This window comes from Variovorax sp. SG517 (genome assembly GCF_013376045.1).
Classification (GTDB): domain Bacteria; phylum Pseudomonadota; class Gammaproteobacteria; order Burkholderiales; family Burkholderiaceae_C; genus Variovorax.
On the sequence record NZ_JABMJG010000006.1, the window covers coordinates 116,780 to 142,494 of the forward strand.

The 25,715-nt window shown below is 63.9% G+C and carries 23 protein-coding genes; 7 read left to right on the forward strand and 16 right to left on the reverse strand.

Annotation, left to right across the window (positions count from 1 at the left end):
- Positions 1–14: 14 nt before the first annotated feature.
- From leuC to FHT32_RS19225, 13 genes are all read right to left on the reverse strand, one after another.
- A complete protein-coding gene (leuC, locus tag FHT32_RS19165; RefSeq protein WP_176666195.1) occupies positions 15–1,415 on the reverse strand; it encodes a 3-isopropylmalate dehydratase large subunit in 1,401 nt (466 codons plus the stop codon).
- Positions 1,415–2,347 carry an oxaloacetate decarboxylase gene (locus FHT32_RS19170; RefSeq protein ID WP_176666196.1) on the reverse strand — a complete coding sequence of 311 codons (933 nt, stop codon included), beginning with the start codon at positions 2,345–2,347 and terminating at the stop codon, positions 1,415–1,417. Before FHT32_RS19170 ends, leuC begins: the two co-directional genes overlap by 1 nt.
- A gap of 590 nt (positions 2,348–2,937) precedes the next feature.
- On the reverse strand, positions 2,938–3,330 hold the full coding sequence (locus tag FHT32_RS19175) for a thioesterase family protein (protein WP_256099061.1): 393 nt from the start codon (positions 3,328–3,330) through the stop codon (positions 2,938–2,940).
- Positions 3,331–3,358: 28 nt separating this feature from the next.
- Complete coding sequence (locus FHT32_RS19180) at positions 3,359–4,909, reverse strand: indolepyruvate oxidoreductase subunit beta family protein (RefSeq protein WP_176666197.1); 1,551 nt, start codon at positions 4,907–4,909, stop codon at positions 3,359–3,361.
- Positions 4,899–7,085 (reverse strand): indolepyruvate ferredoxin oxidoreductase subunit alpha, encoded by a 2,187-nt coding sequence (locus FHT32_RS19185; protein ID WP_176666198.1) that lies wholly within the window; start codon positions 7,083–7,085, stop codon positions 4,899–4,901. The genes FHT32_RS19180 and FHT32_RS19185 overlap by 11 nt, the downstream gene beginning before the upstream one ends.
- Before the next feature lie 80 nt (positions 7,086–7,165).
- Positions 7,166–7,981 carry a cyclase family protein gene (locus FHT32_RS19190; RefSeq protein WP_176666199.1) on the reverse strand — a complete coding sequence of 272 codons (816 nt, stop codon included), beginning with the start codon at positions 7,979–7,981 and terminating at the stop codon, positions 7,166–7,168.
- Positions 7,982–8,018: 37 nt separating this feature from the next.
- On the reverse strand, positions 8,019–8,810 hold the full coding sequence (locus FHT32_RS19195; protein WP_176666200.1) for a cyclase family protein: 792 nt from the start codon (positions 8,808–8,810) through the stop codon (positions 8,019–8,021).
- Positions 8,810–10,081: an SDR family NAD(P)-dependent oxidoreductase gene (locus FHT32_RS19200; RefSeq protein WP_176666201.1), complete on the reverse strand. Its 1,272-nt coding sequence runs from the start codon at positions 10,079–10,081 to the stop codon at positions 8,810–8,812. Before FHT32_RS19200 ends, FHT32_RS19195 begins: the two co-directional genes overlap by 1 nt.
- Entirely contained in the window at positions 10,078–11,250 is a 1,173-nt protein-coding gene (locus FHT32_RS19205; protein ID WP_176666202.1) for a thiolase family protein, read from the reverse strand. Before FHT32_RS19205 ends, FHT32_RS19200 begins: the two co-directional genes overlap by 4 nt.
- Complete coding sequence (locus FHT32_RS19210) at positions 11,247–12,866, reverse strand: AMP-binding protein (protein ID WP_176666203.1); 1,620 nt, start codon at positions 12,864–12,866, stop codon at positions 11,247–11,249. The genes FHT32_RS19205 and FHT32_RS19210 overlap by 4 nt, the downstream gene beginning before the upstream one ends.
- A 7-nt stretch (positions 12,867–12,873) precedes the next feature.
- Positions 12,874–13,401: a hypothetical protein gene (locus tag FHT32_RS19215; protein ID WP_176666204.1), complete on the reverse strand. Its 528-nt coding sequence runs from the start codon at positions 13,399–13,401 to the stop codon at positions 12,874–12,876.
- 8 nt (positions 13,402–13,409) lie between these two features.
- Entirely contained in the window at positions 13,410–13,883 is a 474-nt protein-coding gene (locus tag FHT32_RS19220; RefSeq protein ID WP_176666205.1) for an aromatic-ring-hydroxylating dioxygenase subunit beta, read from the reverse strand.
- Between the two features lies 1 nt (position 13,884).
- Positions 13,885–15,207: a Rieske 2Fe-2S domain-containing protein gene (locus FHT32_RS19225; RefSeq protein WP_176666206.1), complete on the reverse strand. Its 1,323-nt coding sequence runs from the start codon at positions 15,205–15,207 to the stop codon at positions 13,885–13,887.
- Between the two features lie 221 nt (positions 15,208–15,428).
- Between FHT32_RS19225 and FHT32_RS19230 the strand changes: the two genes are divergently transcribed.
- From FHT32_RS19230 to FHT32_RS19240, 3 genes are all read left to right on the forward strand, one after another.
- Positions 15,429–16,112 carry a GntR family transcriptional regulator gene (locus FHT32_RS19230; protein ID WP_176666207.1) on the forward strand — a complete coding sequence of 228 codons (684 nt, stop codon included), beginning with the start codon at positions 15,429–15,431 and terminating at the stop codon, positions 16,110–16,112.
- Positions 16,066–17,430 (forward strand): dihydrodipicolinate synthase family protein, encoded by a 1,365-nt coding sequence (locus FHT32_RS19235; protein ID WP_256099062.1) that lies wholly within the window; start codon positions 16,066–16,068, stop codon positions 17,428–17,430. Before FHT32_RS19230 ends, FHT32_RS19235 begins: the two co-directional genes overlap by 47 nt.
- A 62-nt stretch (positions 17,431–17,492) precedes the next feature.
- Positions 17,493–18,305, forward strand: a complete 813-nt coding sequence (locus FHT32_RS19240; RefSeq protein ID WP_176666208.1) for an aspartate dehydrogenase — start codon at positions 17,493–17,495, stop codon at positions 18,303–18,305.
- Positions 18,306–18,319: 14 nt separating this feature from the next.
- On the opposite strand, the gene FHT32_RS19245 is transcribed toward FHT32_RS19240, so the two are convergent.
- The gene (locus tag FHT32_RS19245; protein WP_176666209.1) at positions 18,320–19,225 is read right to left on the reverse strand and encodes a LysR family transcriptional regulator; all 906 of its coding nucleotides are present in this window, start codon (positions 19,223–19,225) and stop codon (positions 18,320–18,322) included.
- A gap of 6 nt (positions 19,226–19,231) precedes the next feature.
- Here FHT32_RS19245 and FHT32_RS19250 point away from each other — a divergent pair, with 6 nt between their 5' ends.
- The 3 genes from FHT32_RS19250 to FHT32_RS19260 all read left to right on the forward strand — a co-directional run bounded on the left by FHT32_RS19250 (position 19,232) and on the right by FHT32_RS19260 (position 21,813).
- On the forward strand, positions 19,232–19,834 hold the full coding sequence (locus FHT32_RS19250) for a 3-hydroxyanthranilate 3,4-dioxygenase (protein WP_176666210.1): 603 nt from the start codon (positions 19,232–19,234) through the stop codon (positions 19,832–19,834).
- A gap of 197 nt (positions 19,835–20,031) precedes the next feature.
- Positions 20,032–21,036 carry a tripartite tricarboxylate transporter substrate binding protein gene (locus FHT32_RS19255; RefSeq protein ID WP_176666211.1) on the forward strand — a complete coding sequence of 335 codons (1,005 nt, stop codon included), beginning with the start codon at positions 20,032–20,034 and terminating at the stop codon, positions 21,034–21,036.
- Positions 21,037–21,201: 165 nt separating this feature from the next.
- Complete coding sequence (locus FHT32_RS19260) at positions 21,202–21,813, forward strand: flavin reductase family protein (protein WP_256099063.1); 612 nt, start codon at positions 21,202–21,204, stop codon at positions 21,811–21,813.
- A 123-nt stretch (positions 21,814–21,936) separates the two neighbouring features.
- Here FHT32_RS19260 and FHT32_RS19265 read toward each other — a convergent pair whose 3' ends face one another.
- Entirely contained in the window at positions 21,937–23,391 is a 1,455-nt protein-coding gene (locus tag FHT32_RS19265) for an NAD-dependent succinate-semialdehyde dehydrogenase (RefSeq protein WP_176666212.1), read from the reverse strand.
- 73 nt (positions 23,392–23,464) lie between these two features.
- Between FHT32_RS19265 and FHT32_RS19270 the strand changes: the two genes are divergently transcribed.
- Positions 23,465–24,484, forward strand: a complete 1,020-nt coding sequence (locus FHT32_RS19270) for a LysR family transcriptional regulator (protein ID WP_176666213.1) — start codon at positions 23,465–23,467, stop codon at positions 24,482–24,484.
- Positions 24,485–24,672: 188 nt separating this feature from the next.
- On the opposite strand, the gene FHT32_RS19275 is transcribed toward FHT32_RS19270, so the two are convergent.
- Positions 24,673–25,686, reverse strand: coding sequence for a nitrilase (locus tag FHT32_RS19275; RefSeq protein ID WP_176666214.1), 1,014 nt, complete (start codon positions 25,684–25,686; stop codon positions 24,673–24,675).
- Positions 25,687–25,715: the final 29 nt, after the last annotated feature.

Consider the following 25,715-nt stretch of genomic DNA (forward strand, 5'->3'; position numbering starts at 1 on the left):
GCTGGGTGCTCCGGTCAGGCAAGGGCTCGCACGTCGCTCAGGCGGCCCGTCAGGGCCGCCGCCACCGCCATCGCGGGGCTGGCCAGGTGTGTGCGCGCCTGCGGGCCCTGGCGACCGACGAAGTTGCGGTTCGACGTCGAGACGCAACGCGCCATGGGCGGCACCTGCTCGCCGTTGGCAGCGACGCACATGCCGCAACCGGGTTCACGCCACTCGAAGCCGGCTGTGACAAAGACCTGGTGCAGCCCCTCGGCTTCCGCAGCGCGCTTGACGTCCTCCGAACCGGGAACCACCCACGCACGCACGTGAGGCGCAATGCGGCGGCCGCGGGCCACGTCGGCCGCCGCGCGCAGGTCGGAGAGGCGGGCGTTCGTGCACGAGCCGATGAACACCCAGTCGATCGGTGTGCCGGCGATGGGCGCGCCGGCCTCCAGGCCCATGTAGTCGAGCGCCTGCGACGTCGCATCAGCGCCGGCGCCAGCCGCAATGCGCGGCGCGGGAATCCGCGCGTCGATCGCGATCGCCTGCTCCGGGCTCGTTCCCCAGGTGACCGTGGGCACGACCTCGCGCGCATCGATGAACTCCTCGCGGTCGAAGACCGCGTCGGCATCGGTCTTCAGCTCCCGCCACGCAGCCACCGCTGCGTCGAAGTCGGCGCCCTTCGGGGCGAATCGGCGGCCCTTCACATAGTCGATCGTCCGATCGTCCGGGGCGATCACGCCGGAACGGGCGCCAAGCTCCACCGTGAGGTTGCACAAGGTCAGCCTCGCCTCGACATCGAGTGACTCGATCGTGGAGCCCGCGTACTCGACGGCATGGCCCACGCCCGCATTGGCGCCCAGCCTGGCGATCATGTGCAGCGCCAGGTCCTTGGCAGTAACGCCGAAGCCCAGGGCGCCTTCGCACCGGATGCGCATGTGCCTGGGCCGCTGCAGGCGCAAGGTCTGGGTCGCGAGCGCATGCGTGCTCTCGCTTGAGCCGACACCGAGTGCCAGCGCGCCGAGCGCTCCGTTCGTGCAGGTGTGGCTGTCGCCGCAGATCATGGTCAGGCCCGGCAGCACGATGCCCTGCTCCGGTCCCATCACGTGCACGATGCCCTGCCCCCGCTCGCCGAGGTCGAAGAGCCGGATGCCGAACCGCTGCGCGCCTTGCCTGAGCGCCGACCACAGCTTGCTGCCCGCGAGGTAAGTCGTGCCATCGCGGCCCGGCCGGGTGGAAACGGCATGGTCGGGCGTCGCGAACACGAGATCGCTGTCGTGCACGGCGAGTCCGCGTTCGGCCATGTCCGCGAGCGAGGCCGAGCCAGACAGGTCGTGCAGCAGGTGCCGATCGATGTGCAGCAGCGCCCACCCGTCCCCGAGATCGCGCACGACGTGCGCGTCCCAGATCTTGTCGAAAAGAGTCCGCCCGGCCATCACGCGGGGCCTCCGGCGCGGCCGAGCACGCCCACCGCGGGCGCGGCAGGATCGATCGCGCCCGCGCCGGCATTGAAGCGACGTCGCAAGGCATCCCAGTCGTCCGCGCCGAAGCGCCGGAACGTCTCTGCCACGACGGCAGCGACCGGCGGTACGACACGCGCAGACCTGAGTACAGCAAGTGCAGCGTCCCCGGCCTCGATGGCGGCGCTCAGCAGCAGGCCGGGCACGATCGCGAGCTTGTAGCCCATCGATTCGGCAACCGACACGTCGAGCACCGGCGTGCGCCCGCCGCCGACGATGTTGAGCAGGCAGGCACCGCGCACCCGTCGCGGCACCAGCTCGACCTCCTCCCTCGTCTGCGGGGCTTCGACGAATGCAATGTCGGCGCCGACGTCGATGGCTGCATTCGCGCGGTCGATGGCTTCGTCCAGGCCCAGCATGGCACGCGCATCGGTACGGGCAATGATCAGGAATTCGTTGGAACGCCGCGCCTCGACGGCGGCGCGGATCTTCGAGACGAACTCGTCGCGCGTGACCACCTCCTTGCCTTCGAGGTGGCCGCAGCGCTTGGGCGACACCTGGTCTTCAATGTGGATCGCCGCGACGCCCCGCGACTCGTACTCGCGCACGGTGCGCGTGATGTTCAGTTCATTGCCATAGCCCGTGTCGGCATCGGCGATCACCGGCACATCGACCGACCGCGCCATCACGCCGGCGTTGTCGGCCATCTCCGTTTGCGTCAACAGGCCGAAGTCGGGAAAGCCGCGGGCCATCGCCGTACCTGCCCCCGTCATGTAGACGGCAGGGAACCCGGCCTGGGCAACCAGCCTGGCTCCGATGCCGTCATAGGCGCCGGGCGCCACGACCATGCCCGGCAGAGAGATCAAGTCCCTCAGCGGCCGTCGACGCTTGGAAAGAAGATTTGTCATGATGTCATCATATTCTAATAACAACAGAACGTCGACAACAAGAACCTGACCCCAGGTGGTAACCCTCGGTAATTTTTTCTGACCTGCCGTGCTGCGGGGTCCTCACGCGAAGTGGAGGAGCGTTCATGCCGCCAAAGAGGGAGCTGCATGGCGCGCCCCGCCCTGGCATGTGGTTGATCGCCATGCTTGGCAAGCGCTTCGTCAGCGCTCATCTTCAAGACTCACAAGGTCTTCGGGCGCGGAGATTTGCCGTAGCGTCGACCGCGCAAGGGTTCACGACCACATTCCCGAAGCCGCCCTTGAGGCGGCTTTTTTATGAATGCCGGCCGAATTGGGTCATTGCAGGTCGACTGCAGATCCACGTGAAGGCGATTCACCGGATGCCCTCGTCCGATGTGTCGACTGGGCTCGACCCAGGCTGGGTGTTCGAGCCTTGAAGGTTCGCCGAAGTCCTATTGCTGATGCACCTCGGAGCCGGAGTGCTGCAGCCATGGTCCCGTCTTGCCCACTTCCCAAGGACTGCCGGCTCGGGCGGCCCTGCCCTGCCGAGGCCTGCCTTGCGAATTGACGTTTCGGGTAGATTGATCGGCTCAATAGGCCTGCATCGACTGTCTCAAGTCAGCCGGTATCTCCATGGGCCTCATCGTCTCCATCGCGACGAAGACAAGCTTGACCTCGACCTCCACCCTGGGCTGTTCGTCCTGCCCCTCGAAGTCCACCCGGAGGGCCAGAGAACTGCGGCCGGCAGCCACGACCTTCAACGAGGCGATCAGGATCTCGCTCAATCGGCTCGGTGCCCTGAACTCGCAGTTGAGCTTCACCGTGGGAATCGCGATCCGGCGCACACGATGCAGGCAATCGAAATCGACGCCGAGCCCGTGCTTGAACCAGTGCTCAACAACGTCGTTGACCATCTCGGCGTAACGCGGATAGAACACGATCCCCGCGGGATCGCAGTGCTTGAATCCGATCTCCACATTCATTTGATGCCGACCCATATCCATCCATTCGTCAAGCTTGCAGAGCACTTGGAGAACCGCTGCGCGCAGGGGGCGAAGTGCGCAACGAAATGCCTCGCATCAGTTCCCCCAGCGCGGCGCCGCTTTCATCGGAAAGCGCAGCTTCCCGTAGTTGCCTGACCTTCGCTGCCGCACCCGATGCAGGCAGCTGCGCAAGGACGGACATGATGGTCCTGAAGTTGCGCATGCCCCGAGCATGGGTGTCGCTATAGCCCTTGATCAGGCGCTGGCACTCGGCGATCTCGCAGGCCAGACCGTAGTCTTGATCGGACGCCTTTTGAACGTGACTCAGCCAGTCGGACATTTCGCTCATCTCGCGGCGATAGCGAAGAGAGTACTGTCGAATACTTCTGAATCGCGAGACCCCGTACAGAAGAAAGAACCCGAGGAAGGAGGAACTGCGCACCACTCGACCATTCCTGGTGAATGGCCCCAGCAACGATCTCGCGATTCTGGACTGCGAGACAACCCGTCCAAGGGCGGGAGGGAGCGTGTCCGCTATTTCATCGAGCCTTGGATGGAAATAGTCGTTGATGCGCACGACCTGGTCCGGCGCCGCACCGATCTCCTGGCGGACCCGGTCGAACCTCGACGCGCGGATCTTCAATTCGGCCACTCTAGGAAGATCCTCGAACGTCATCCAGAGCGCGAGGTGGCGCGCCACTTCGTTCGTCAGCCTGAAGGTCCCGTCGCCTCGATCCCTTTCGAGCCGACGAACCTCGTCCATCTTGCGAAGGTAGAGATCGGCGTAGTCTCTGGATTGGTAGTCGGAGGTCTTCGCAATCCCCGCGTTCAACATCGCGTGGGTCGCCGCAGGATAGTCCCGCACCACGCGCGCGGCGAGATCCGCAAGTCGTGGGTCCATCTGACCGTGTGCGTTCAACCTCGCTTCCGAGGCAGTGGAATGCCCTTGCGTTCCTGCATCGAAGCCAGCAGCAAACGCCTTCAGGCTTGCAGCGACGCCCACGCCTCCTTCCCGGATGGCTTCCTCGCACAGCTCGCGGGGCAAGCTTTGAAGACCGGCGGCCGCCAGCGCGCCGAACAGGCTTGCGCTGATGACGCTGCCCGCTTTCTCGGCAAGCTCGGAAAAATCGTGCAGCACGAGCTGGCGAGAAGCCCCCTCGCATCGGGTGCGGAAGGCGGCCGAGTCCATGCGGCCGTCGCCCATCGCCATCTTCTCCTGCAGGGCGTAGACACGGTGGGACGATGCGATCAGGAGCGTCCGGTCGGGTGTCACCAGGCCGCGCTGTACCGCACGTGCCGCCTCCATGAGCTCGGAGGCAATCACCACGTCGACGTCCCCCGGAGTGGGCATCAGCGCAAGGATCGGCGCCTCCACGGTGCCGCGGACGACGGGAAAGATTTCCACGTAGTAGATCGTCGCACCGGTGCGTTGCGCGACACCGGGCACCGACGTCGATTGCGCATGGAAGCCCTGGCGTTCCGCCGCCTGGACGATCCAGTCGGCAAGAACGCCACCGCCTTCGCCGCCCATCGCCAGGATGGCAATCTTCAGAGGCCGCATGCGTGCTTCAGGCTGCATATCGAATCTCACGAGCGGCGAGGCGGCGCTGGACGGAGCCGATGATGGCATTCGCCATTCGGTTGCTCAGTCTCTCGAACCAGCCCGCATTGCGCACCCACTGGATGCGGTAGAAGGATGGGCACAGCACCGCTGCATGGGAAACCTCCCCGCAATGCCCGCATGCGACGCAGCTGGACTCGACCGTGGCGACGGGATCGCGCCGCAGCGGATCCGGGTTGTCCTTGATGGTCAGCGAGGGGCACCCCGACAACCTGATGCACGAATGGTCCCCGGTGCACGTCTGCGCATCGACGCCGAACTTCTCCACCACCACGCGTTCGCCGGCCTTCAGGCGCTGTCGAACCTGGGGTTTGGTGCGGCGCTGCTTGTTGAGCATGCACTCCGATTGCGCCACCACGACCTTCGGACCCGACTCCTTCGAAGTCAGCGCTTCGAGCAACGCCTGCTTCATTGCCTTCAGGTCGTAGGTGCGAGAGACGGAACGAATCCATTTGACTCCGATGCCGCGGACTGCCTGTGCAATCGGCAGTGAGGCCGTCCTGGTCGGCCCGGCGCCTCGGGAAGACAAGATGTCCTGCCCTCCGGTGGCCGCCGAATAGCCGTTGTCGACGAGCACGATGACGTTGTCGCTCTGGTTGAAGACCGCATTTCCAATGCCGGAAGTCAGGCCGTTGTGCCAGAAGCCGCCGTCGCCCATGATGCTCACGCTGCGCCTGTCCGCATCAGCGACATTCAAAGCTGCGGCACCCGCAGCGCCGAGACCGTAGCCCATGGAAGTGGCACCGATATCGAAAGGGGCGAGCGCGGCGAACTGGTGGCAACCGATGTCGGCGCTGATGTGGTGCTTGCCCGTCTCCTTCTCCACCATCTTCAGCGCGGTGAAGACGGGCCTCTCCGGACATCCCGTGCAGAACGAAGGCGGCCTGGGAAGGACGGGACCGCCATCGTCGAGCGCGACGCCGGGCATGGAAGGAACAATCGGAGTGACCTTTGGCGCGAGCATCTTCCTGACGCCCTCAGGAATTCTTTCTTGCTCGAGCATCGACGGCGCGTACTTCTGAAGGAACCGTCGCAGGCCCTTGAGCAATACCAGCGTCGTGTACTCGCCAGCCCTTGGCAGCATGTCCTTTCCGTGAACCCGCGTGGTCAACGCCATCCGGTTCACCGTGGTGTGCAGGATCTGCTCGATGAACTCCGGCTGGCCTTCCTCGAGCATCAGGACTGCGTCCTTGCCTGCAAAGAATTCCTCGACTTCAGAATCCACGACCGGATAGACCACATTCATCACATAGACGGGGAGCGCCGTAGCGCCATAAGTGTCTGCCAGCCCCAGCAGTTCCAGGGCACGCATCAGCGAGTTGTACAGCCCCCCTTGAACCACCAGCCCGATGTGGAGGTTCTCGCCCCGGAAGACTTCATTGAGCCCGTGCTCCTTGATGAAGGCCTGCGCGGCGGGCCAGCGATCGGCGATCTTCTCGTGTTCGTGCACGAACGTCGCCGGGGCGAGCGCCATGCGATCGATGTCACGACGCGGCTCGTCGAGAGCGTCCCTTACGGTGAAGGACGGTCTGCGGTTCTCCGAAGCGACGAAGCGTCCATGGGAGTGGCACGCACGCACACGCATCGTCAGCATGGCCGGCGTTCTGCTGGCTTCCGAGAGCTCGAAAGCCTTCTCGACCGAGCGAACCAGCGACGCATGGTCGGGGCGTGGGTCGAGCAGCCACATCTGCGACTTCATCGCGAACGCGTAGGAGCGTTCCTGAATGATGCTCGAACCCTCTCCGTAGTCCTCGCCGAGAATGACCAGGACGCCTCCCGTCACACCGCCGGAAGCGAGATTGGAAAGCGCATCCGATGCGACGTTGGTTCCAACGGTCGATTTGAACGTGATGGCGCCGCGCAGCGGATAGTGGACGGAAGCCCCCAGCATCGCCGCAGCGGTGGCCTCGCTCGCACTGCTGTCGAAGTGGACGCCGAGTTCCTCCAGGGTCTCGCTCGCGTCCGCGAGGACGTCCATGAGATGGGACACCGGAGAACCCTGATAGCCCCCGACATACGCCACACCGGACTGCAACAGCGCCTTGGTGACCGCGAGGATGCCTTCGCCCTCGAATTCCTCACCGGGTGCGATTTTCAGTTTCTGGACTTCGTGTTTGAAAGAACGTTCTGCCATGGAGATTCTCGGATGTCAGGATGGAATGGGTAGAACAAGAGTGCAGGTTCAGTTGCCCGGCCCTTCAGTCCGGGCGACTCTCAGAGCGTCGGGGACTCCGAAGGCTTGATCGCTTCGACACCTTCGACAAGCGCCAGAACTCGCAACGGGCTGCCGGAGCCTTCGAGAATCTTCAGCGGCGCCGAAAAGATCAAGGCCCCGGTGACCGGGAGAAGATCAAGGTTGGTCAGGCATTGGAGGCCATATTTACCGGCACCGTGCATGAGTGAATGGCATGGATAGGCCAGAGGCCACTTGAAGGATTGGCCCGCATCCGTGTTGAGCGTTTCGACGCCGAATCCATGCACGTCGCGCTCACCGATGAGCCATTCGATCGCTTCCTGCGTGGGGCCGGGCGTGTGCGCGCCGTCTTCGCGGACGTTCAGGAACGCGGCCGCGTCATCGACACGTTTGGACCAGTCCGTCCTGAACAGCACCCAGCTCTTCGCGGGGATCCGGCCATGCCGGCTCTCCCACTGCTCGAGGAATTCCCGGGTGAGCAACCAGTCGCTGTCCTGGGCAACCTCCGCACTGGCATCGACGACGATCGCGGGCGCGAGGAAGTCTTCGACGGCGATGGCATCCACCGTATTGGCGTCATGCCCACGTCCCGTGATCCAGTGCGCCGGGGCGTCGAAATGGGTCCCCGTGTGCTCGCCGCAGCTGAAGTTGTTCCAGTACCAATCCGGGCCCGCCTCGTCGTATCTGGAGATGCGGTCTCGCCTGAAGCCCTGCACCTGCCCGAACTCGGGAGGCAGTCGCAGGGACGGAAAGCTCTCGCTCAAGGTCTGGGTCAGGTCGATCACGCGGATCTTGCGAGAGCCCAGGGACTCGGTAAGCAGCTGCAGTGTGTTCATGTTGAATGCGCTTCGGAAAGTGGGGACGGGCGGGTCCTTACAGTTGGCCTTCCACGAGCGCGAGCACCCGCAGGGGACTTCCCGAGCCGTTCAGGATCTTCAGTGGAGGGGTCAGAAGAAGCGCTCCGGTCGGCGGCAAAAGGTCCAGGTTGGTCAGGCACTGGAGACCGAGCTTTCCGGCGCCGTGCATCAAGGAATGGCACGGATACGGCGGCTTCAGGTGGTAGCCCTGGCCTGCGTCGGTTCCGATCGCTTCCGAACCGAAGCCCAGAACGTCTCTTTCCTCCACCAGGAATCTGACCGCGTCCGTGCCCGGACCCGGCGTGTGCTGGCCCGTCTCGTCGAAGTTCTGATAGGCGACCGCGTCGCCGCGCTTGCTCCAGTCCGTGCGCATCAGTACCCAGGCACCTGCCGGTATGCGGCCGTGCCGGGATTCGAACGTGAGGATGTCCTCGACGCTGAGGAGATAGTCGGCGTCTTTCGCTGCCGCGGCCGAACAATCGATGACGCATGCCGGCGCAACCAGGTGTTGCAGCTGTAGCGTATCCACCGTGTTGTTCGGAAGATGCCGACCCGAGATCCAGTGCGCCGGCGCGTCCAGATGGGTGCCGGTGTGCTCGCTGCACGAGAAGTTGTTCCAGTACTGGCCTGGACCGCGCTCGTCGTAGCGAGAGATCTCTTCGATGCGGAAGGGCCATGCCTGGCCAAACTCGGGCGGCAGAGAGATCGTCGGGAAATCGGGAGACAAGGTCTGCGTGAGGTCGACGACGTGGATCGCTCGGGTTTTCAGCGCCTGTGCGAGCGTTTGGAGGATGCCGGTGGTAGTCATCACAGTCCTCCCAGCACGAGCTCTCGCTCGAGCGCCTTGGGGTTGTCTCGCCAGCGGGCGAGCCACTCCCGGGCAACGTCCCCCGGATACAGGTCCTCCAGCCCGTCGGTCAGCGCCCTGACCATCGCCCCTGCCAGCGCGCCGGGAGACAGCTTGGGTGGCGGCACGTTCTGATTCCACTCATCGTCGATGGGTCCTGGGAAGACGTTCAGCACACGAATCCCGTGGGGCAGCATTTCGGCACGCAGGCACTGCGCAAGCGACAACGCGGCTGCCTTCGACGCCGAATAGGTGGCCTGCGAGGGGAAGTTGGACAGCGCGAAGACCGACAGCAGGTTCACCCACGCGACAGCGTGACCGGGACCATCGGCCGCACGGCCCTTCAGCGCGGGCGCAAATGCTTGCGCCAGACGAAGCAGCCCGAAGTAGTTCACTTCCATCTCGGCGCGCGCCACATCGGTACCGGGCCGAGACGAGATCCCTTCGGTCCGGTGCACTTCGGCATTGCTGACGATGATGTCGACCTTTCCTCCGAGCTCCGCGCCCAGCGCACTCACCGAGCGCGCATCGGTGAGGTCGAGCGGCACCGGTACGACGCCCGGGATGTCCTTCAGCCTTGCCAGTTCCGACGAGCGCTTCCACGGCTCCGAATAGCCTGCCCAGACGGTCTCCGCACCTGCTTCGAGCAGCGCGAGCACGATGGCCTGGCCTACGGCGGTCTTGCCGTCCGTCACGAGTATCTTCCGCCCACGGGGGCTGCATCCGGTTTCCATCTGGAGCTTGTCCTTTGCGTCGATGTTCAGTTCTTCGATCGGCTGTGCCACGAGCACAGCCTGTCCGGCCCGGTCGAGCCGCAGCAGGACCTGGACTCTCGTGCGTTCCGATCCCGCAGGGCTGGTGGGCGGGGCCACGCTGTCGGTCAGAAAGGCGATCACGTTGGCGCCCGAGTCGAGACGCACCACCCCGATGCGCCATGGCAGGCGCTCGCGGAAGTAGAGGTGGTTGCTGTGATGCAGCGTGGCGACGCTGAGCAGTTCCCCGCACGGGCTCTGCTTGCGCCAGTCGAGTTCAGGGGACAGGCAGTTCCCGCAAGCATCCCGCGGTGGGTACTGGACGGTCCCGCATTCCTCGCACACCTGGAGCTCGAGATGGTCGCTGAGCGCCGCGGCTCTGGTGAGTCCATGGGCCACGCGCCCGCGCCCCATCGGGGGAAGATTCATGCGCTGCGTCCGCAGCACGGGGTTCTTCAGGGGAAAGACGGAGGATGTCATTGCGCGCTCTCCAGGACGACGGCGCCGGTGCAGACGCAGCGATCGAAATTCACGATGCCGAAGCCGCTCACGAGACCCCACCGGGCATCCTTCACCTGCCTCGCGCCCGTGGTTCCAAGCAGCTGCCGCATCGTTTCGTTGAGTCCCAGAAACCCTGCCGCGGCGCCGGCCTGCCCTGCAGAGAGCTGGCCACCGCTGGTGTTGTGCGGGACCGTGCCGTCGTAGGTGAAGGTGTTCTGCCTCACGAACTCCGGTCCGCCGCCCAGCTCGCAGAACCCAAGGCCCTCGAACTGCATGACCACGATGACCGGATAGTCGTCGTACGTGTGGATCACGTTGATCTGGCTGGGCGAAATGCCCGCTTGTGCGTATAGCTCGTCGCGGTCGCGAAGCCAGCCGCCGCGCACCATGACCGGATCTTCCGCATAGGCGTTGTGGCGCTCGATGGCCGCGCGAAGCTTCACGTGCGGCAGCGACAGCGCCTCCGCGCGCTCTTCACGCATGACGAGGAATCCCTCGGCGCCTGCACACGGCATGACGCAGTCGAGAAGATGGATCGGCGCTGCAATGGGGCGTGCCCGCATGTAGTCGTCCAGGCTCATCGGCTTTCGCAGCATCGCGTTCGGGTTGAGCGCTGCATTTGCTCGCTGGCTGACGGCGATCCGGCCGAAGTCAGCCCGGGTCGCTCCGAACTGACGCATGTAGTTGTCGGTGATGAGTGCGAACATCGAGTTCGGTCCGCCCGCACCGTAGGGATAGGTGGCATCGCGCGCGAACGAGCTGAAATTCGCAAGTCCCTGGCGGAAGGATTCGACGTGGTTGGTGTCCGCACCGATGCACGCGATGACGTCGGCATCGCCGCACTGCACGGCCCTCGCTGCCCGGCGAAGGGCCATGACCCCCGAGGCTCCTCCCGTCGGCACGTGGTCCATCCAGCGCGGGGAAATGCCCAGCTGCTGCGTGAGACCGACCACGGTGTCAGGACCGAGCAGGAAGCTGCTGAGGCTGATGCCGTCGATCTGGTCCTTGTCCAGCCTGGCTTCCTTGAGGAGGCCACGCAAGGCCTGTGCGGCGAACCACTGCGCATTGCGGATGCTGTAGCGCTCGTAGGGCACTGTGAACGGCGCGACGAGGGCCACGCCCTCGTAGCCGGTGCGATTCGTCCTCATGACTGGCGGGTCTTCATGGCCCGCGTGTCCACGCAGTTCGCGGTGCCAGGCAAGGTCGCAGCGAGTTGGCGAAGTTCGCCACGCTGGATCTTCTGGGAACCGGTCACAGGCAGCGCGTCCACGAACGCGACGTAGCCGGGTGCCTTGTAGTAAGCCAGTTCCCGCAGCGCAAGCTCGACGATGCTGCGCGCGACCTGCTCCTGCATCTCGTGCGCAATCGGCTCGGCGGGGACGATGCATGCAAGAACCTCGTCTCCCCGGACTGCGTCGGGCGTGGCCGCGACCGCAACCGTCTTGATGGCGGGGTGGTGGGCCAGGACGCCTTCGACTTCGACTGCGGAGATGTTCTCTCCACTGCGCCGGATCACGTTCTTCTTCCGGTCGACGTAGTACATGCTTCCTGTGGCCGCGCGGCGCACGATGTCGCCCGTATGGAACCATCCGCCCGCCCAGGCCTCCTCCGTGGCGGCTTCGTCCTTCAGGTAGCCGGAGAAGAAGTGGCGACGTGGATCCGCTCCCTTGGCGCGGACCAGCAGTTCACCCGGCGTATCGTGATCGACGTCTTTGCCTTCGTCGTTCACCAACCGCACTTCGATGTCTGCGCTCGCGGCTCCGAAGCAATTGACGCCGATTTCTCGCGGCCCCTGATTGGCATGAATGGCACCGCCGGCGCCGGTTTCCGTCATGGCCCATCCTTCAACCAGCGGGAAGCCGAAACGTTCCTCGAAACGGGCATGGTCCTGCCGGGCCACACCTGCGCCGAAGGCCCAGCGCAAGGAGTGGGCCCTATCCAGCTCGGAGGATTCAGCTCCGAGCAGCATTGCCGGCATCACACCCAGGTAGTGGCAGATCGTGGCGCGCGTTGCGCGCACGGTTTTCCACCAGGTCTTGGGATGGAAGCGGTCCAGCTGGATGAGGCAGCCGCCGGAGGTCATCACGGCCATGGCGGTGAAGGCCATGGCATTGACGTGATTCATTGGCAGCGGCGTGACGATCCGCTCTTCATGCGGACGCACGGGACACCATCCGCCCAGCGTCGTGTACCAGTCGCCGATATGCAGGAAATAGTCGTTCGAGAGACGGCAGCCCTTGGGCCGGCCTGTCGTGCCCGACGTGTAGAGCAGCGCGCACTCGCTGTCCGCACCAGGATGCTCCTCTGACGGCGCCTTCGATGCAGGGCGCGGAAAATCCCTGACGTCTGCCGTGGTGACCTTCGTCTGGATGCCGACCGCCGCTGCAGCACTTTGCACCGCATCGAGCCTGCTCGGCAGCGCGACGACGAGCGCCAGTTCCGCGTGTCCGATCAGATACTGCAGTTCGGCGGAGCGCATCTCGGCGCTGATGGGAACGACCGAGGCGCCCAGCGCATTGAGCGCGAGCCAATGGAACAGGTGGTCGGGCCGGTTCTCGAGCAGGAGGCCCACGCGATGCCCGTGCCCGTACCCTGCCGATGCGTATGCCGCTCTCAGGGTCTCGATCCGCTGCGAGGCATCGCGCCAGGAGAATGTTTCCGGCTCGATGCCGTAGTTGGCCGCAGTGACTTCTTCGACACAGAGGAAATCGGAATCTCCTCTTTGCAGGGCGGTTGCGCGGAATCGGTTGTAGACGGTGCTCATCGAGTACTCAGGTTGATCGTTGACGGATGGCTTCGAACGTGCAGACTCCCGTCGCTGCGCGCGCAGAGGGGGATTCGCACGCAAAACAGTGCAGCTCTCGCGCGAGGACGCGCTCTTGCCAGACGTGACTGCAGACAGCGGAGAACATGCCGACGATTGGCGCGCATGCCTTCTCCTGGGCCCGGTGCGCCTGGGCAAAGGGGCTGTTGTGGACGCGCAGCCGGCAGGTGGTGCCATCGGACTCGATCTCCCATCGGCCCCAGCCGAGCGATGCGGCACCTGCCGCAACGGTGGAGAGCAGCTGAGAGCCGTCGGCATCCGCGGGATTCTTGTATGCGCGGACACTGGCGCTTCCATAGCGGTCCACGGAATCCCGGAACGCATTCATCGCATCCTCAGAGGCGCCCGGGGACAGGCCTTCGAAGATGCCCATGAGCACGTCTGCCCGCAGCAGAACGTATCGCCTGTCTTCATCGAGGACCTGCCCGCTGTCGACGTCGTATCGCAGCCGTTCGTGAAGCGCCAACACAGTCATCTTTGATCTCAGGGGAAGAGTTGAATCATCGGCAAGCGGCTCGCGGCATTGACCAGGTTGACCCGCTTGAGCCGGATGTGGAATTGCTCCCCGTCTCGAACGAGCCGGTGAACGTAGTGGCCGTGGAGCGCGAGGACGTCATCGCCCCTGCATTCCGCATAAGTGAACGCGGTTCGGAAGGTGTACTCGCTGGCATCAGCGTCCTGCTCGATGAGCATCGGCTGTTGAAGCACGTGCTGCATGGAGCTCGGGGGTTGCTGCGAATGGGCTCGACCGGAGGCAAGCCGCTCGATGCGCAACCGTAGGAGATTCATGTCCTCATCAGCGATCGAAAGCTGCGAATCGCCTTCGTCCTGGGACTTGCTGAGCGGAACCCAATAGCGCCCGGTCGCGGCGAAGAGCTTCAGCCACTCTTCGTACCGGCCTTCGTCGAGCAAAAAGGCTTCCCGGTAGATCAGATCGACACACGCTGCCACCGACATCTCATTCGTCCTTCATGTTCATGGTCATGAACTTGGCCCAGGCGCGATACTGGTTCCGCATCAGCAATTCGCTCGTGCCGCTCGTCTCGCGCGTCGGATGGTCGACTTCCCGGGGATCGTGTTCTCGATGCAGACTCACCCATTCGTTGGGACCCGACCGCAAGCCCTTCTGCTGGGACTCGAAGAGATGCAGGTCGTCATGGGCGACCACCGACATGGGCGAGAAGATCAGCCGGCTGTAGGAGAGCGCGCGATCCAGCAGCATCTCGGGCCCGCCGACCGTACGGAAGTTCCAGGCCTCGATGACGGTCCTGTCCACGGCGATGGGTCGGATCACCCGGATGGTCTGGGGCGAGCCCTTGAGCGCAAGGCTCGGATAGAGCACCGTGTTCTGGGGCGCCTGCTCGAGCACCTGCCTTGCGCGCTCCTCGCCGTGCGCGGCCTGCAGGTCCTTCACATACTCGCCAAGGTTTCCATAACCGGAGTGCACGCTGAAGCGCGTTCCAGAGATGCTGTGGCCATTCGGAAAGACCTTGCCGCCCATGCCTTCGAAGAACTCGTACTTCTCGCCGAACGGGAGGATCTGCTCCAGAGCCAGCGGCATGGGATCCGGCTGATGGTCGCGCGCGACCGCCTGCGCCGCGCGCACCGCCGACTCGTGTGTGGAGACCGGATGCACGGAGTCGTTGACGTTCTCCAGGTACAGCTTCCAGTTGCAGTGAACCACGTTGCGCAGCACCCCACCGGCAACCTGCAGGCGCCCGACGGGTGAGCGGTCGACCATGAGGTCGATCATCGGCAGGACGTCGCCGAAGTACTCGTGAAAAGCGGGCCCGCCAGGATTGAGCCGCGCGAAGATGAAGTCGCGGTACACATGCAAGCCTGCAACCGGCGCTAGGCCGCGCCCCGATTCGCAAGCCTTGAGTCCGGTGTTTTCATAGCCGGAGCGAAGCGGATATGACAAAAGGGCACCGTCCAGCCTGTATGACCAGGCGTGGTACGGACAACGCACGAAGCGGCCCTTCAATCGCCCGGACTCCGTGGTGAGCAGCTGTGCTCCCTTGTGCGCACAGCGGTTGTGCAGCACCCGGATCTCGCCCGCCTCGTCCCGCAGGACGATCAGCGACTGGCCCGCGATCTCGACGGTGAAGAAGTCGCCCGACTCGGCGATCTGGCTCGCGTGCCCGAGGAACGACCAGGTGTTGCTGAACAGCTCTCGCTGCTCGATCGCAAACAGCTCTTCGCTGAGATAGAGGTCTTTGTGCACCCTGTCGTCCTGCACGAGCGCGGCAATCCGCGCGGGACCAAGTTCTTCCAAGATCATCGTGATATCAAGAAGTGGAATGTTCAGTATACCTTTATGTCAATCGGCAACAAGGAAAATTTGATCATTTCCAGACGCTTCCCCCTCAGCCGACCACTCTACCTGGGTAATCTGCGCTATTTTCAGTATACTGATATGCCATCAGCGCTTGCTGTTGTCGGTACCGCAGCCCCAGGATCGAGCGCCCTGGGAAGCGCGCTTTAAGCTCACGCCTTCGCCCCTTGATCGCCCACATGCAAGTCAGTGAAGAAAACTCCGCAGCCAACCAGCCGAGCTTGAGCGCCTCGGCATACGACTACCTGCTGGCGCGCTTGCGCAGCGGCCTCCTGGGCGCAAGCGACAAGCTGGTCGAGGCCGACATCGCAAATCAGCTGGGGGTTTCGCGCGTGCCCGTGCGCCAGGCGCTTCTTCAACTCGTTGCCGAGGGCTACCTGGTCAGCACGCCACGCGGCTACAAAGTCCCCACGCTCACGCCGCAAGACGTCGAGGATGTGTTCGAGCTGAGGCTCCTTCTCGAGCCTCGAGCCGCCGCCCTCGCCGCCCGCGACATCACCGCCGAGCAGCTGCAGCGCGTGGACCTCGCAGTGTCCGAAGCCCAACGGGCGCACGACATGAATGACGCGTCGGGCGCCTTCAGCGCCGGACGCCACTTCCGGGATGCCTGGCTCGCCGCAGTGCGAAACAAGAGGCTTGCATCGGGCATCGCCCGGTATGCGGATCAGGTGGCGCTCGTAAGGCGAATGACGCTGGGCAATTTCGAGCGTCGCCTCGCAGTCATCGCCGGCTACCGGGATCTGCGAAGTGCCTTTGCACGACACGACAGCATCACGGCTCACGATGCCATGCTTCGACTCGTGCTTGGAGCGCAACGCGACTTCGCAGAGCTGGTACAGAACTCTTCCTGAGCCTCGCAAGGAGAGCGACGCCATCGAAAGCACTCCGGCATCGCGCTCCTTGCGAATTCTTTCCACCCCCGACCGGCGCCTCTCAAGGGTGCCGGGGATCGCTCACGCCCACACGCCGCTCGTTCCGCATCCGGATCACGACTCATCGGAAATCGCCGGCCATCACCGGACCTCGGCAAATGCGACGCTCCTCCTTCCTCAGGCCAACAGCAAACCGCATGACGATTCGTGCGCTGCCGTGCGCCTCTTCAATGGATTCAGAAACTTGCTTGCTGGGTCGTTCGAAATTTCGCGTTTGCTCCCGATCGCCGTGCGCCCTGTAATCAACGACATGGTCGAACCGCTGCAACAAAAGGAGCACATGAAGTACACGAAGGACAACGCCCAGCATTACGCGAAAGAGCACTTCACCGGCGTCTGGGCCGCAAGCACCACCCCCTACCGTCCGGATCTCTCGTTCGACGAGGAGGCGTTCGCGCGGAACATCGATCACTGGATCGGAGCGCTCAAGGTGGCCGGACTCTTCATCACCGGCAAACAGGGAGAGTTCTTTTCCATGTCCGTGCCGGAGAGAAAGCGCAGCTTCGAAATCGCTGCGCAGGTCTGCGAGGGGCGCGCTCGCACCGTGATGTCCTGCTCCGACACCAATCTCGATGTCGTCATCGATCTCGCGCGCCATGCCGAGAAGCACGGCGCGGACTGGATCATCGTGCACAGCCCCGTGCTCCATTTCGCCAATGACGTCGAAGAGACCGTCTACGAGTACTACCGGCACCTGAGCGAAACGCTGGACATCGGCATAGCCATGTGGAACCACCCTGATTGTGGATACATCATGTCGCCCAAGCTCTGCGCCAGGATCGCCGAGCTGCCGAACATCGTCGCGATCAAGTACAGCGTCCCGCGGGAGCAATATGCGGAACTCACGCGCCTCGTTGGCGACCGGATTCAGGTGAGCACGGCCTCCGAAGAGGAGTGGCTCGACAACATCATCGATCTCGGCTGGCGCTTGTACTTGTGTTCCACGCCACCGCTTCTTCTGCAGACGGCCAAGGAACAACGCATTCACGAGTACACGAAGCTCGCGTTCGAAGGTCGCCACGCCGAAGCCCGTGCTGTCCGCGACAGCCTGGAGCCCGCACGACAGGCATTCCGCAAGAGCCGCCCCGCCGGCACGCCGCAAGCGCACACGAAGTACTGGCAGGAACTGCTGGGACAGGCGGGTGGACCGGTGCGCCGGCCGCTGCTCGGGCTGACCGAAGAACAGAAGGCACTGACGCGCCGGATGTTTCTCGAAAGCGGTCTCTCGGGTGGCTGAAGCAAGTCGCTTCCGCTCGTGCTCACATTCAACACGCCACGCGGCAGTTCGCCTCAAGAAAAATGATGATGCAGGTATCCCGAAATTGCCGGAGCATTGCGCTCATCGGCTTTGGCGCGTTGGGCCAGGCCGTCGCCCGTGAGTTGAAGGCCGGGCACTTGCCCGGCGTGGAATTCCTGGGTGCCCTGGTGACCGGTGTCTCGCCGCATGCCGAGCTCGATCGAGCTTGGCATTCCGTAGACGACTTGCTCGCCGCCGGTCCCGACCTGGTCGTGGAAGTGGCTGGCCATGCCGCCCTCGAAAGCCATGCACCACGCTGTCTGGAGGCAGGGTGCGATCTCGTCGCGGCGTCGGTGGGCGCGCTGATGGATCCTTTGCTGCGCGCCCGGCTGTGGGACTCTGCTCGCCTGGGCAAGAGTCGGCTTCTCGTCCCGTCGGGTGCACTCGGAGGGCTGGACTACCTGCGGGCGGCACGGCGCGTCGGTGCTGTCCACGTGGAGTATCGAGGAAGCAAACCGGTGGCCGCATGGCATGGCACCGCTGCAGAAAAACTGACAGACCTCCGAGCCATGGAAAAACGCACCGTCTTCTTTCGCGGAAATGCCGAAGAAGCGGCAACTCGATTCCCTCAGAATGCCAATGTCGTCGCGGCCCTTGCTCTCGCCGTGGGAGATCCTCAGGCCGTGAGCGTCGAGCTCGTCGCGGACCCGGAGTCCCATTCGAACAGCCATGAGGTGACCGCCTGCGGCGAGGCGGGAACGATGCGGATCGTTGTCGAGAACCTGCCTACGGCAGGCAATCCGAAATCATCTCGAATCACCGCCTACAGCGTGCTGGACGCGGTGGCCTCGCACTGGGGCGACGTGTGCCAGTGAGTCCAGCCATGCCGCTATCCGCGCGCAAACTCCAGGAGGTGGTCGCTCATCGCCTGAGTCGCCGCGGAGGTGGTCCTGCGCTTGAGTGTCGCCAGGCTCACGTACCTCTCGACGGTAGGAGAGACAAGTGGAACCGCCAGCACTGCGCCCGTCTCGCTGAAGCGAACCGAATAGGCCGGCAGCACAGCCACTCCCATGCCGGCGGCAACCATGGCCACTGCGGTCGCCACATGGTTGACTTCCTGGGAAGGAGTGATGCTTTCCCCGATCGATTCCATGGCCGAGTCCATGATCGCGCGCAGCCCGCTGCCCTTAGACATTGCGACGACGGGTTCGGACAGCAGGTCATTCCACGTCGCCTGCTGTACGTTCCCCAACCGATGTTCACGACGGCACACGAGGACCATGACATCCGTCAACAGCACCGTCGAGACGAGTTCCGGATGCTCTCCATCCAGAGTGGCAACGAGCAGATCGATGTCTCCGTCTTCCAGAGCCCGCAGAAGGCTGGCGGAGGAGTCGTCGCAGACGCGGACGGTGACTTCCGGATACCTCTCGCGGAAGGCCTGGATCGCCACTGGCAGGAAGGTCGAGGCCAGCAGCGGCGTGGCACCGACGCGCACGCGGCCACGCCGGACGGCACCCACGTCTCGCAGATTGGATGTCATTCGGTCGATGTCGCCGAGCAGGTGTTCCAGCGATTGCAGCAGCTCCTGTCCCGCGTCGGTGAGTTCCAGGCGCCGCGTGGTCCGGTCCAGCAGACGGAGTTCGAGCTCCGCCTCGAGGTTGCGAATCAACGAAGAAAGCGCTGATTGCGTGATGAACAGTTGCTCTGCAGCCCGCGTGAAGCTACCTGCGTGTGCCACTGCAACGAAGGCACGCATCTGCTTCAACGAGATATTTCTGTTCTCTTTTTTCATGGCGAGATGAATATGAATCTTAAGTATGGTGAGCCCATCAATTTTGGCAACTGGCTGGCCGAGAACGCAGCGAGCCTTGTGCCTCCCGTTGGGAACAAGCAGATATGGGCCGACTCGGACCTGATCTGCACGGTCGTCGGCGGACCCAATCAGCGTTCGGATTTCCACGACGACCCCTTCGAGGAGTACTTCCATCAGTTCAGAGGGACGGCACATCTTCTTCTGTGGGACCGTGGGCAGTTCGAGCGCGTGAACCTCAAGGAGGGCGACACCTTCTTGTTGCCCGCCCACGTGCGCCACTCGCCGCAGCGGCCCGAGCCCGGCAGCCTCTGCACCGTCATCGAGCGATCTCGTCCGATAGGAGAGAAGGACGCGTTCGAGTGGGTCTGCGCGAAATGCGGCTCGCTCATCGTGCGCAAGGAACTGCAACTGCAGAGCATCGTGAGCGACCTGCCCAAGGTCTTCGCGCAGTTCTATGAGACAAGCGAAGCGGACCGCACATGCAAGGCGTGCGGCACCGTCCATCCTGCCGGGGATTGGGGCAAGTGGCACGCGGACCTGGCCCTCCATCATCCCGATGCGGCCGTGCCCGCTGCGAAGGGATCCTGAGCACTCAGCGCAGTACATCGAACCCTCCGAGCGTCGCAGCCAAGGGTCTCGCCAGGCAACCACAAGGTCTCTTGGAGTTGCCCTCGCAGTGACCTTCTCGCGCTCCCGACCGATCAACGCAGACCTCCACCAAGCCGAACAGAGCGACTTCACCTCGAAGACGTCGCCGCCAACTCACTCAACCCTCGGAGAACCTCATGACTGGTCACGACTCCAAGCGCCTGATCCTCAAGACTGTCCTTCTCGCCACCGCAACCTGTCTTTTTGGAGGAGCAGCTCCGGCCTTGCACGCCGAAGCTGCGTATCCGAACAAGCCCATCCGCGTCGTGGTTCCCTTTCCCGCCGGAGGCGCCGTGGACACGTTCGTGCGCATCATCGGCCCGGAACTGACGACGCAGATGGGGCAGCCGATCGTCATCCTGAACAAACCAGGTGGCGGCTCGCAGATCGCCGCGGCGGATGTGCTGTCGTCGCCAGCCGACGGATACACCGTGTTCGTCGGGCAGACCGGGGACTTCAGCGTCAACCCGATCCTGTACAAGAACATCACCTACATCCCCGCTCGGGACTTCGATGGCGTTTCCATGCTCGTGCGTGCGCCGCAGGTGATGCTGGCCAACGTCTCCGGCAAGATCAACAGCCTCCAGTCGTTGAAGCAGACGATGTCCTCGCCGGAAGGGATCGTCCTCTACGGCTCCTTCGGACCCGGCACGGCGCCGCATCTTCTGGGACACATCCTGTCGAGAAGCGCATCGGGGGCCAAGTTCACACATATCCCGTACAAGGGATTTCCCCCGGCGATGCAGGCGATCATGACGAAAGAGATCGACCTGCTGTTCGATGCGGTCCCCGGCACGCTCAACATGATGCGAACCGGCAAGGTCGTTCCACTGGCCGTCGCGGACTCCAGCCGCAACAGCCACCTGCCGAACGTTCCGACAACGGCAGAGATCGGACTGCCATCTCTCGTCATGGACTTCTGGATCGGGGTCGCGGTGAAGAAGGGCACCCCGCGGGAACTCATCAACCGAATTCACGACGCCTTCGAGAAAGCCGTGTCCAACCCCGAGAACTGGAAGAAGTTCTCCGACCTGGGCTACAGCCGCGTTTCGATGACGCCCGAGCAGTTCGACAACGCGGTTCGCGCCGAAACCAGCAAGATCAAGCCGGTGATCGTCGAGGCCGGCGTATCCATTGAATGATCGAGCAGGCCGGGCTCCGGCCGATTGCTCGCACGGCTCACACCCGTGCTTCACGGCGGGCCGATCCCATCGTTCCGAGAACACCTCGCCTGGCTTGAGAAGCACCAGGCGAGTCAAGCTGCTCCTCGCAGCAAATTCCCCCTCCCCACCATCGGTGGCATCGACATGGCACCAGCTCAGATGACGTACCTTGATCCCCGGGAGATGCTCGCCGCCGACATCTACAAAATCATGACTGGCATCGTGGTCCCCAGGCCCATCGCATGGGTCACCACGAAATCGCGCCAAGGCGTCGTGAATCTCGCACCGTTCTCCTCCTTCACCTTCGTCAGCCACTCACCGCCCATGCTTGCCATCGGCGTCGACACTAAACCCCATGGCTCCGGTCTGAAAGACACGGCGCGGAACATCCTCGAGACGCAGGAGTTCGTCGTTCACATCGCCGATCGATCTCTGCTGCCGCCGCTTCATGCGAGCGCCGAGGAGTATCCGACCGAGATCAGCGAGATCGAGGTGCTCGGCCTGCGCACCTTGCCGGCGTCACGAATCGGCACGCCTCGACTCGCGGATGCACCCGTCGCCGTCGAATGCCGGCTTCATCGCTGCATCGAGTTGGGGACGGGGCCCACGAGACTGTTCATCGGAGAAGTGCAGTGTTTTCACGTCCGTGACTCGCTGCTTGCGGCGGGCAAGATCGACACGGCCCTGCTCGACCCGATCTCCCGGCTCGCCGGCCCTCACTACGCGACGATCGACCAGATTCTTCCGGGGTCATGATGCGCATCCGAGTTGCATCGCAAGATGCAACCATCGATCGGCGCCCGGCTGACCGGTCACCCCGCCGCGAAGCACTCCGGGACCGCAGCAGTCGCCTGCCGCCCCGGACCCGACACGGCCCTTTCAGGCCTTGGACGACGCGGCCTCGATCTGCATGAAGTGCGAGACGTTCTTGACGGTCATGTAGTGATGGAGCCCTTCCGAGCCGCCTTCTCGCCCATAGCCGCTCGATTTGACGCCCCCGAACGGCGTCTCCGGCAGCGACGCTTCCAGGGTGTTGATCGAGAAGTTGCCGCACTCGACCTCCTCCACCATCCGATCGGCCTTGGCCGCGTCGTGCGTGAAGCCGTAGGCCGCCAGGCCGAAGGGCACCGCGTTGGCCTGCGCGATCGCTTCGTCCAGCGAGCTCACCGGGTTGATGATGGCCAGGGGGCCGAAGGGCTCCTCCCCCATGACACGGGCACGAAGCGGGACATTCGCCAACACGGTGGGCTCGAAGAAATAGCCGGCACGATCCATGCGCTTGCCACCCGCGAGCAGACGAGCGCCGCAATCCGTGGCGTCATCCACGAGTTCGGTCAGCGCCTGGACCCGGCGGCCGTTGGTCAACGGACCCATCTCCACGCCGGCGACCATGCCGTCGCCCACACGCAGGGCGCGGGCGCGCTCGGCGAAGATTTCCACGAATTCGTCAAAGACCTTCTCGTCGACGAAGAAACGGGTTGGCGAGGTACATACCTGGCCCGCGTTTCGCATCTTGCGGTTCGCAGACATCACTGCCGCGTCTCGCACATCCACGTCGTCGCAGACGATCACCGGCGCATGGCCGCCGAGTTCCATGAGCACCGGCGTCATGTGCTGGGACGCAAGCGTCGTGAGATGACGGCCCACGCTGGTCGAACCCGTGAACGCGACCAGACGCACTTGATCCTTGGGGATCAGGTAGCCGGAGATCTCGGCCGGATCGCCGAAGACAAGATTGAGCACACCACGCGGCAGACCCGCATCGTGGAACGCGCGGGCGATGTGCAGGGCGCCGGCCGGGGTCTCTTCTGCGGCCTTGAGAATGATCGAGCAGCCCGACGCAATGGCGCCACCGATCTTGCGAGCGGGCTGGCTCATCGGAAAGTTCCACGGCGAGAAGGCGGCCACGGTGCCGATGGGCTGGTGGTGCACGATGTAGCGCGTGCCTTGGGCACTCGGTATCACGCGGCCATAGGTGCGCACCGCCTCGCCAGCGTCCCACTCGAAGAACTCGCAGCCCCGGATCACTTCCAGGCGCGCCTGCGGCAGCGGCTTGCCATGCTCGAGCGTGATCGAGTGCGCAATCTCCTCGATACGCTCGCGCATCAGCCGCGCGGCGCGCCGCAGAACCTCCGCGCGTTCGCTGGGTGCGGTGCGACGCCATGCGCGGAAGCCCTCATCGGCGGCGCCGAGCGCGTCGTCCAGATCCGAGCTCTCGGCGCGCGGCAGCCGCCCGATCTCGCGTTCGGTCGCCGGGTTGACCACGGCCATGTCGCTGCGCGTCTTGCGCCAGGCGCCACCGATATAGAGCTGGAGGTCGGGGTATTCGATCATTGAAGGCGTCCTTGAGAAGTGGGGGGTTCATTCATCCGAGAGGCACTATGGCAGTCCGGCAAATTTCCAAAAAGTGAATTCATTTACCATCGACTTGAAAATAAGTGATGGCCAGGACACAGGTGGTGCCCTGCTTTTTTCTCTCTCGAAGGGGTTGCTCATGCCGAACTGGGAACAGCGCATTTCCCTGCGCCATTTGCGCCTCGCTGACGCGATCGAGCGCGAGGGGAGCCTCGTGCGCGCAGCCGAGCGTCTGAACATGACCCAATCGGCCGTGACCAAGGGGCTTCAAGAAGTGGAGGCGCTGACCGGAGCCGCGCTTTTCACACGCACCAGCCGTGGCTCGGTGCCGACGCCCTTCGGTGAAGTACTGGTGCGCCATGCACGCGCCATCATCGCCCAGCTCCGCAACGCAGATCGCGAGGTAATGGAATTGCGCGACGGCCATGGCAGCGTCAAGGTCGGTACCCTCCCATCCACGGCTGGCGGCGTTCTACCGTCGGCGTTGAGCATCGTGTTGAAGCGCCAGCCTCATTTGCACGTGACGGTCGTCGAGGGCCAGCACGACTGGTTGACGACACTGCTGCGCCGTGGCGATCTCGACCTGATGACGAGCCGGCTGCCGCGGCGGCGCCTGCCGGCAGACATCACGCAGGAAGTGCTTGGAATCGATCGTGCGCAGTTGATCGTGCGCGCCCGTCATCCTCTGAGCAGAAGGCAACGTGTCGAATTGGAGGCACTCGGCGGCTTCGGATGGGTTCTGCCTCCACACGAAACGTCCATGCGGCGGCAGCTCGAAGCCACCTTCAGGGAGGCCGGTCTGGATGCGCCGGTAGCTACCGTGGAATCCATGTCCTTCCTGACCAACCGGGCACTGGTACTTGCGTCAGACCTGATCACCGTGTGGCCACAGCACCTGGCCGAAGTGGAGGCGCGCACGGGACTAGTCAGGATCCTGCCGCTCGAACTGGCCCAGACAGAGCGCCCGCTGGGCGTCTGGTGGCGCACCGAGCCCGGTTTGTCACCGCCCGCGCAATTGGTCGTCGGCGCCTTGAGAACGGTGACCGCGAACGCTGCCAACGATCGTCACTGAGAGCGGGTGAAAGTTGCTGCAGCTGGTCAGCTCGGAAGACCGACAACGGTGAACTCCTCTGCACGGCACCGAAGGCACCGCCGATGCTCGCTTGGCACGTCGTATCGGACTGATGCGAATCGACCTGGCGGGCGTCATCTGCGTTTGGGCCAACAGATCTGGCCAATTGACGGCGGGGCGATCCTTTTTCAATCGGCCTTCGCTTCGGTCCATTGCGCCCCGTCGGTCACGCCTTCGCCGAAATTGATGCAGGTCCGGCGCGGACTCTTGTTGACCATAAGGCGTACGACATCGCCGCGGGCATAGTGGCCCGAGGGGTCGTAGGCCGCCTTGGCAACGGCGATGTTGGCGAGATCGATGTCGGCGTAGAGCAGGCCTTCCTGGTCCTGGGGCATGTGCGGCACCAAGGGCTGGCCGTCGGGACCGAAGATCATCGAGTAGCCGCCGCCGGGCTTGCAGCCTTCTGCGTTGAGCAGCGCCACGCGCTCGGGCGTGTCGCACAGTTCGTCGAACATGTCCTGTCCAGTGACCGCGCTCGAGTGAAGCACGTAGCAGCCCCCTTCCAGCGCATAGATCTGGCTGGCGGCCAGGTTGACTTCGTGTCCGAGCGCATAGGCCTTGCCGCGGTACAGCGTGAACGAAGGCCACGAGGCCACATGCACCTGCTCGTGCATCGAGTACATCGCGTACTTCGACAGCGGCTGGATGTGCTCCGCGCAGCACAGCGCGCCAATACGGCCGACACTGCTGTCGACGACCTGGAAGTCGGATCCGTCGCCTTCGCCGAACAGGGTGCGCTCGACGTGCGTGGGCTTCAGCTTGCGGCGCTTGAACACCATCTCGCCCTTGTCGCTGATGAGCGCCTGGCTGAGGTACAGCGAGCCGCCGTCGATTTCCGAAAAGCCGATCACGACGTTGATGTCCGACTTCTTGGCGGCGGCGGCGATCGCCGCAAGCTCCGGCCCATCGGCCCGCAGAGAGTTGGCGTGGTATCTGGATACGAACTGCATTCCCCACGCCGGTGCGCCGAGCCACAGCCACCAGGGGTAGCCCGGAATGAACACCTCCGGAAACGCCACGAGCTTCGCGCCGTTGGCCCCCGCCTCGGCGATCAGGCCGATGGCTTTTTCCGTGGTTGCCTTCGCATCGAGAAAAACCGGGGCAGCCTGGACGACGGCGACTTTGAAAGCTGTTTCGGACATTTGGATTTCCTTGACTGTGAGTGAATGGG

What these genes read in the sequence shown, in the direction of transcription:
- leuC (WP_176666195.1), bottom strand. Translation starts at nt 1,415, where the DNA reads ATGGCCGGGCGGACTCTTTTCGACAAGATCTGGGACGCGCACGTCGTG.
- FHT32_RS19175 (WP_256099061.1), bottom strand. Translation starts at nt 3,330, where the DNA reads ATGAATGTGGAGATCGGATTCAAGCACTGCGATCCCGCGGGGATCGTG.
- FHT32_RS19245 (WP_176666209.1), bottom strand. Translation starts at nt 19,225, where the DNA reads ATGAAAAAAGAGAACAGAAATATCTCGTTGAAGCAGATGCGTGCCTTC.
- FHT32_RS19195 (WP_176666200.1), bottom strand. Translation starts at nt 8,810, where the DNA reads ATGACTACCACCGGCATCCTCCAAACGCTCGCACAGGCGCTGAAAACC.
- FHT32_RS19190 (WP_176666199.1), bottom strand. Translation starts at nt 7,981, where the DNA reads ATGAACACACTGCAGCTGCTTACCGAGTCCCTGGGCTCTCGCAAGATC.
- FHT32_RS19255 (WP_176666211.1), top strand. Translation starts at nt 20,032, where the DNA reads ATGACTGGTCACGACTCCAAGCGCCTGATCCTCAAGACTGTCCTTCTC.
- FHT32_RS19185 (WP_176666198.1), bottom strand. Translation starts at nt 7,085, where the DNA reads ATGGCAGAACGTTCTTTCAAACACGAAGTCCAGAAACTGAAAATCGCA.
- FHT32_RS19240 (WP_176666208.1), top strand. Translation starts at nt 17,493, where the DNA reads ATGATGATGCAGGTATCCCGAAATTGCCGGAGCATTGCGCTCATCGGC.
- FHT32_RS19260 (WP_256099063.1), top strand. Translation starts at nt 21,202, where the DNA reads ATGGCACCAGCTCAGATGACGTACCTTGATCCCCGGGAGATGCTCGCC.
- FHT32_RS19250 (WP_176666210.1), top strand. Translation starts at nt 19,232, where the DNA reads ATGAATATGAATCTTAAGTATGGTGAGCCCATCAATTTTGGCAACTGG.
- FHT32_RS19170 (WP_176666196.1), bottom strand. Translation starts at nt 2,347, where the DNA reads ATGACAAATCTTCTTTCCAAGCGTCGACGGCCGCTGAGGGACTTGATC.
- FHT32_RS19205 (WP_176666202.1), bottom strand. Translation starts at nt 11,250, where the DNA reads ATGAGGACGAATCGCACCGGCTACGAGGGCGTGGCCCTCGTCGCGCCG.
- FHT32_RS19275 (WP_176666214.1), bottom strand. Translation starts at nt 25,686, where the DNA reads ATGTCCGAAACAGCTTTCAAAGTCGCCGTCGTCCAGGCTGCCCCGGTT.
- FHT32_RS19180 (WP_176666197.1), bottom strand. Translation starts at nt 4,909, where the DNA reads ATGCAGCCTGAAGCACGCATGCGGCCTCTGAAGATTGCCATCCTGGCG.
- FHT32_RS19215 (WP_176666204.1), bottom strand. Translation starts at nt 13,401, where the DNA reads ATGACTGTGTTGGCGCTTCACGAACGGCTGCGATACGACGTCGACAGC.
- FHT32_RS19220 (WP_176666205.1), bottom strand. Translation starts at nt 13,883, where the DNA reads ATGTCGGTGGCAGCGTGTGTCGATCTGATCTACCGGGAAGCCTTTTTG.
- FHT32_RS19210 (WP_176666203.1), bottom strand. Translation starts at nt 12,866, where the DNA reads ATGAGCACCGTCTACAACCGATTCCGCGCAACCGCCCTGCAAAGAGGA.
- FHT32_RS19265 (WP_176666212.1), bottom strand. Translation starts at nt 23,391, where the DNA reads ATGATCGAATACCCCGACCTCCAGCTCTATATCGGTGGCGCCTGGCGC.
- FHT32_RS19225 (WP_176666206.1), bottom strand. Translation starts at nt 15,207, where the DNA reads ATGATCTTGGAAGAACTTGGTCCCGCGCGGATTGCCGCGCTCGTGCAG.
- FHT32_RS19200 (WP_176666201.1), bottom strand. Translation starts at nt 10,081, where the DNA reads ATGACATCCTCCGTCTTTCCCCTGAAGAACCCCGTGCTGCGGACGCAG.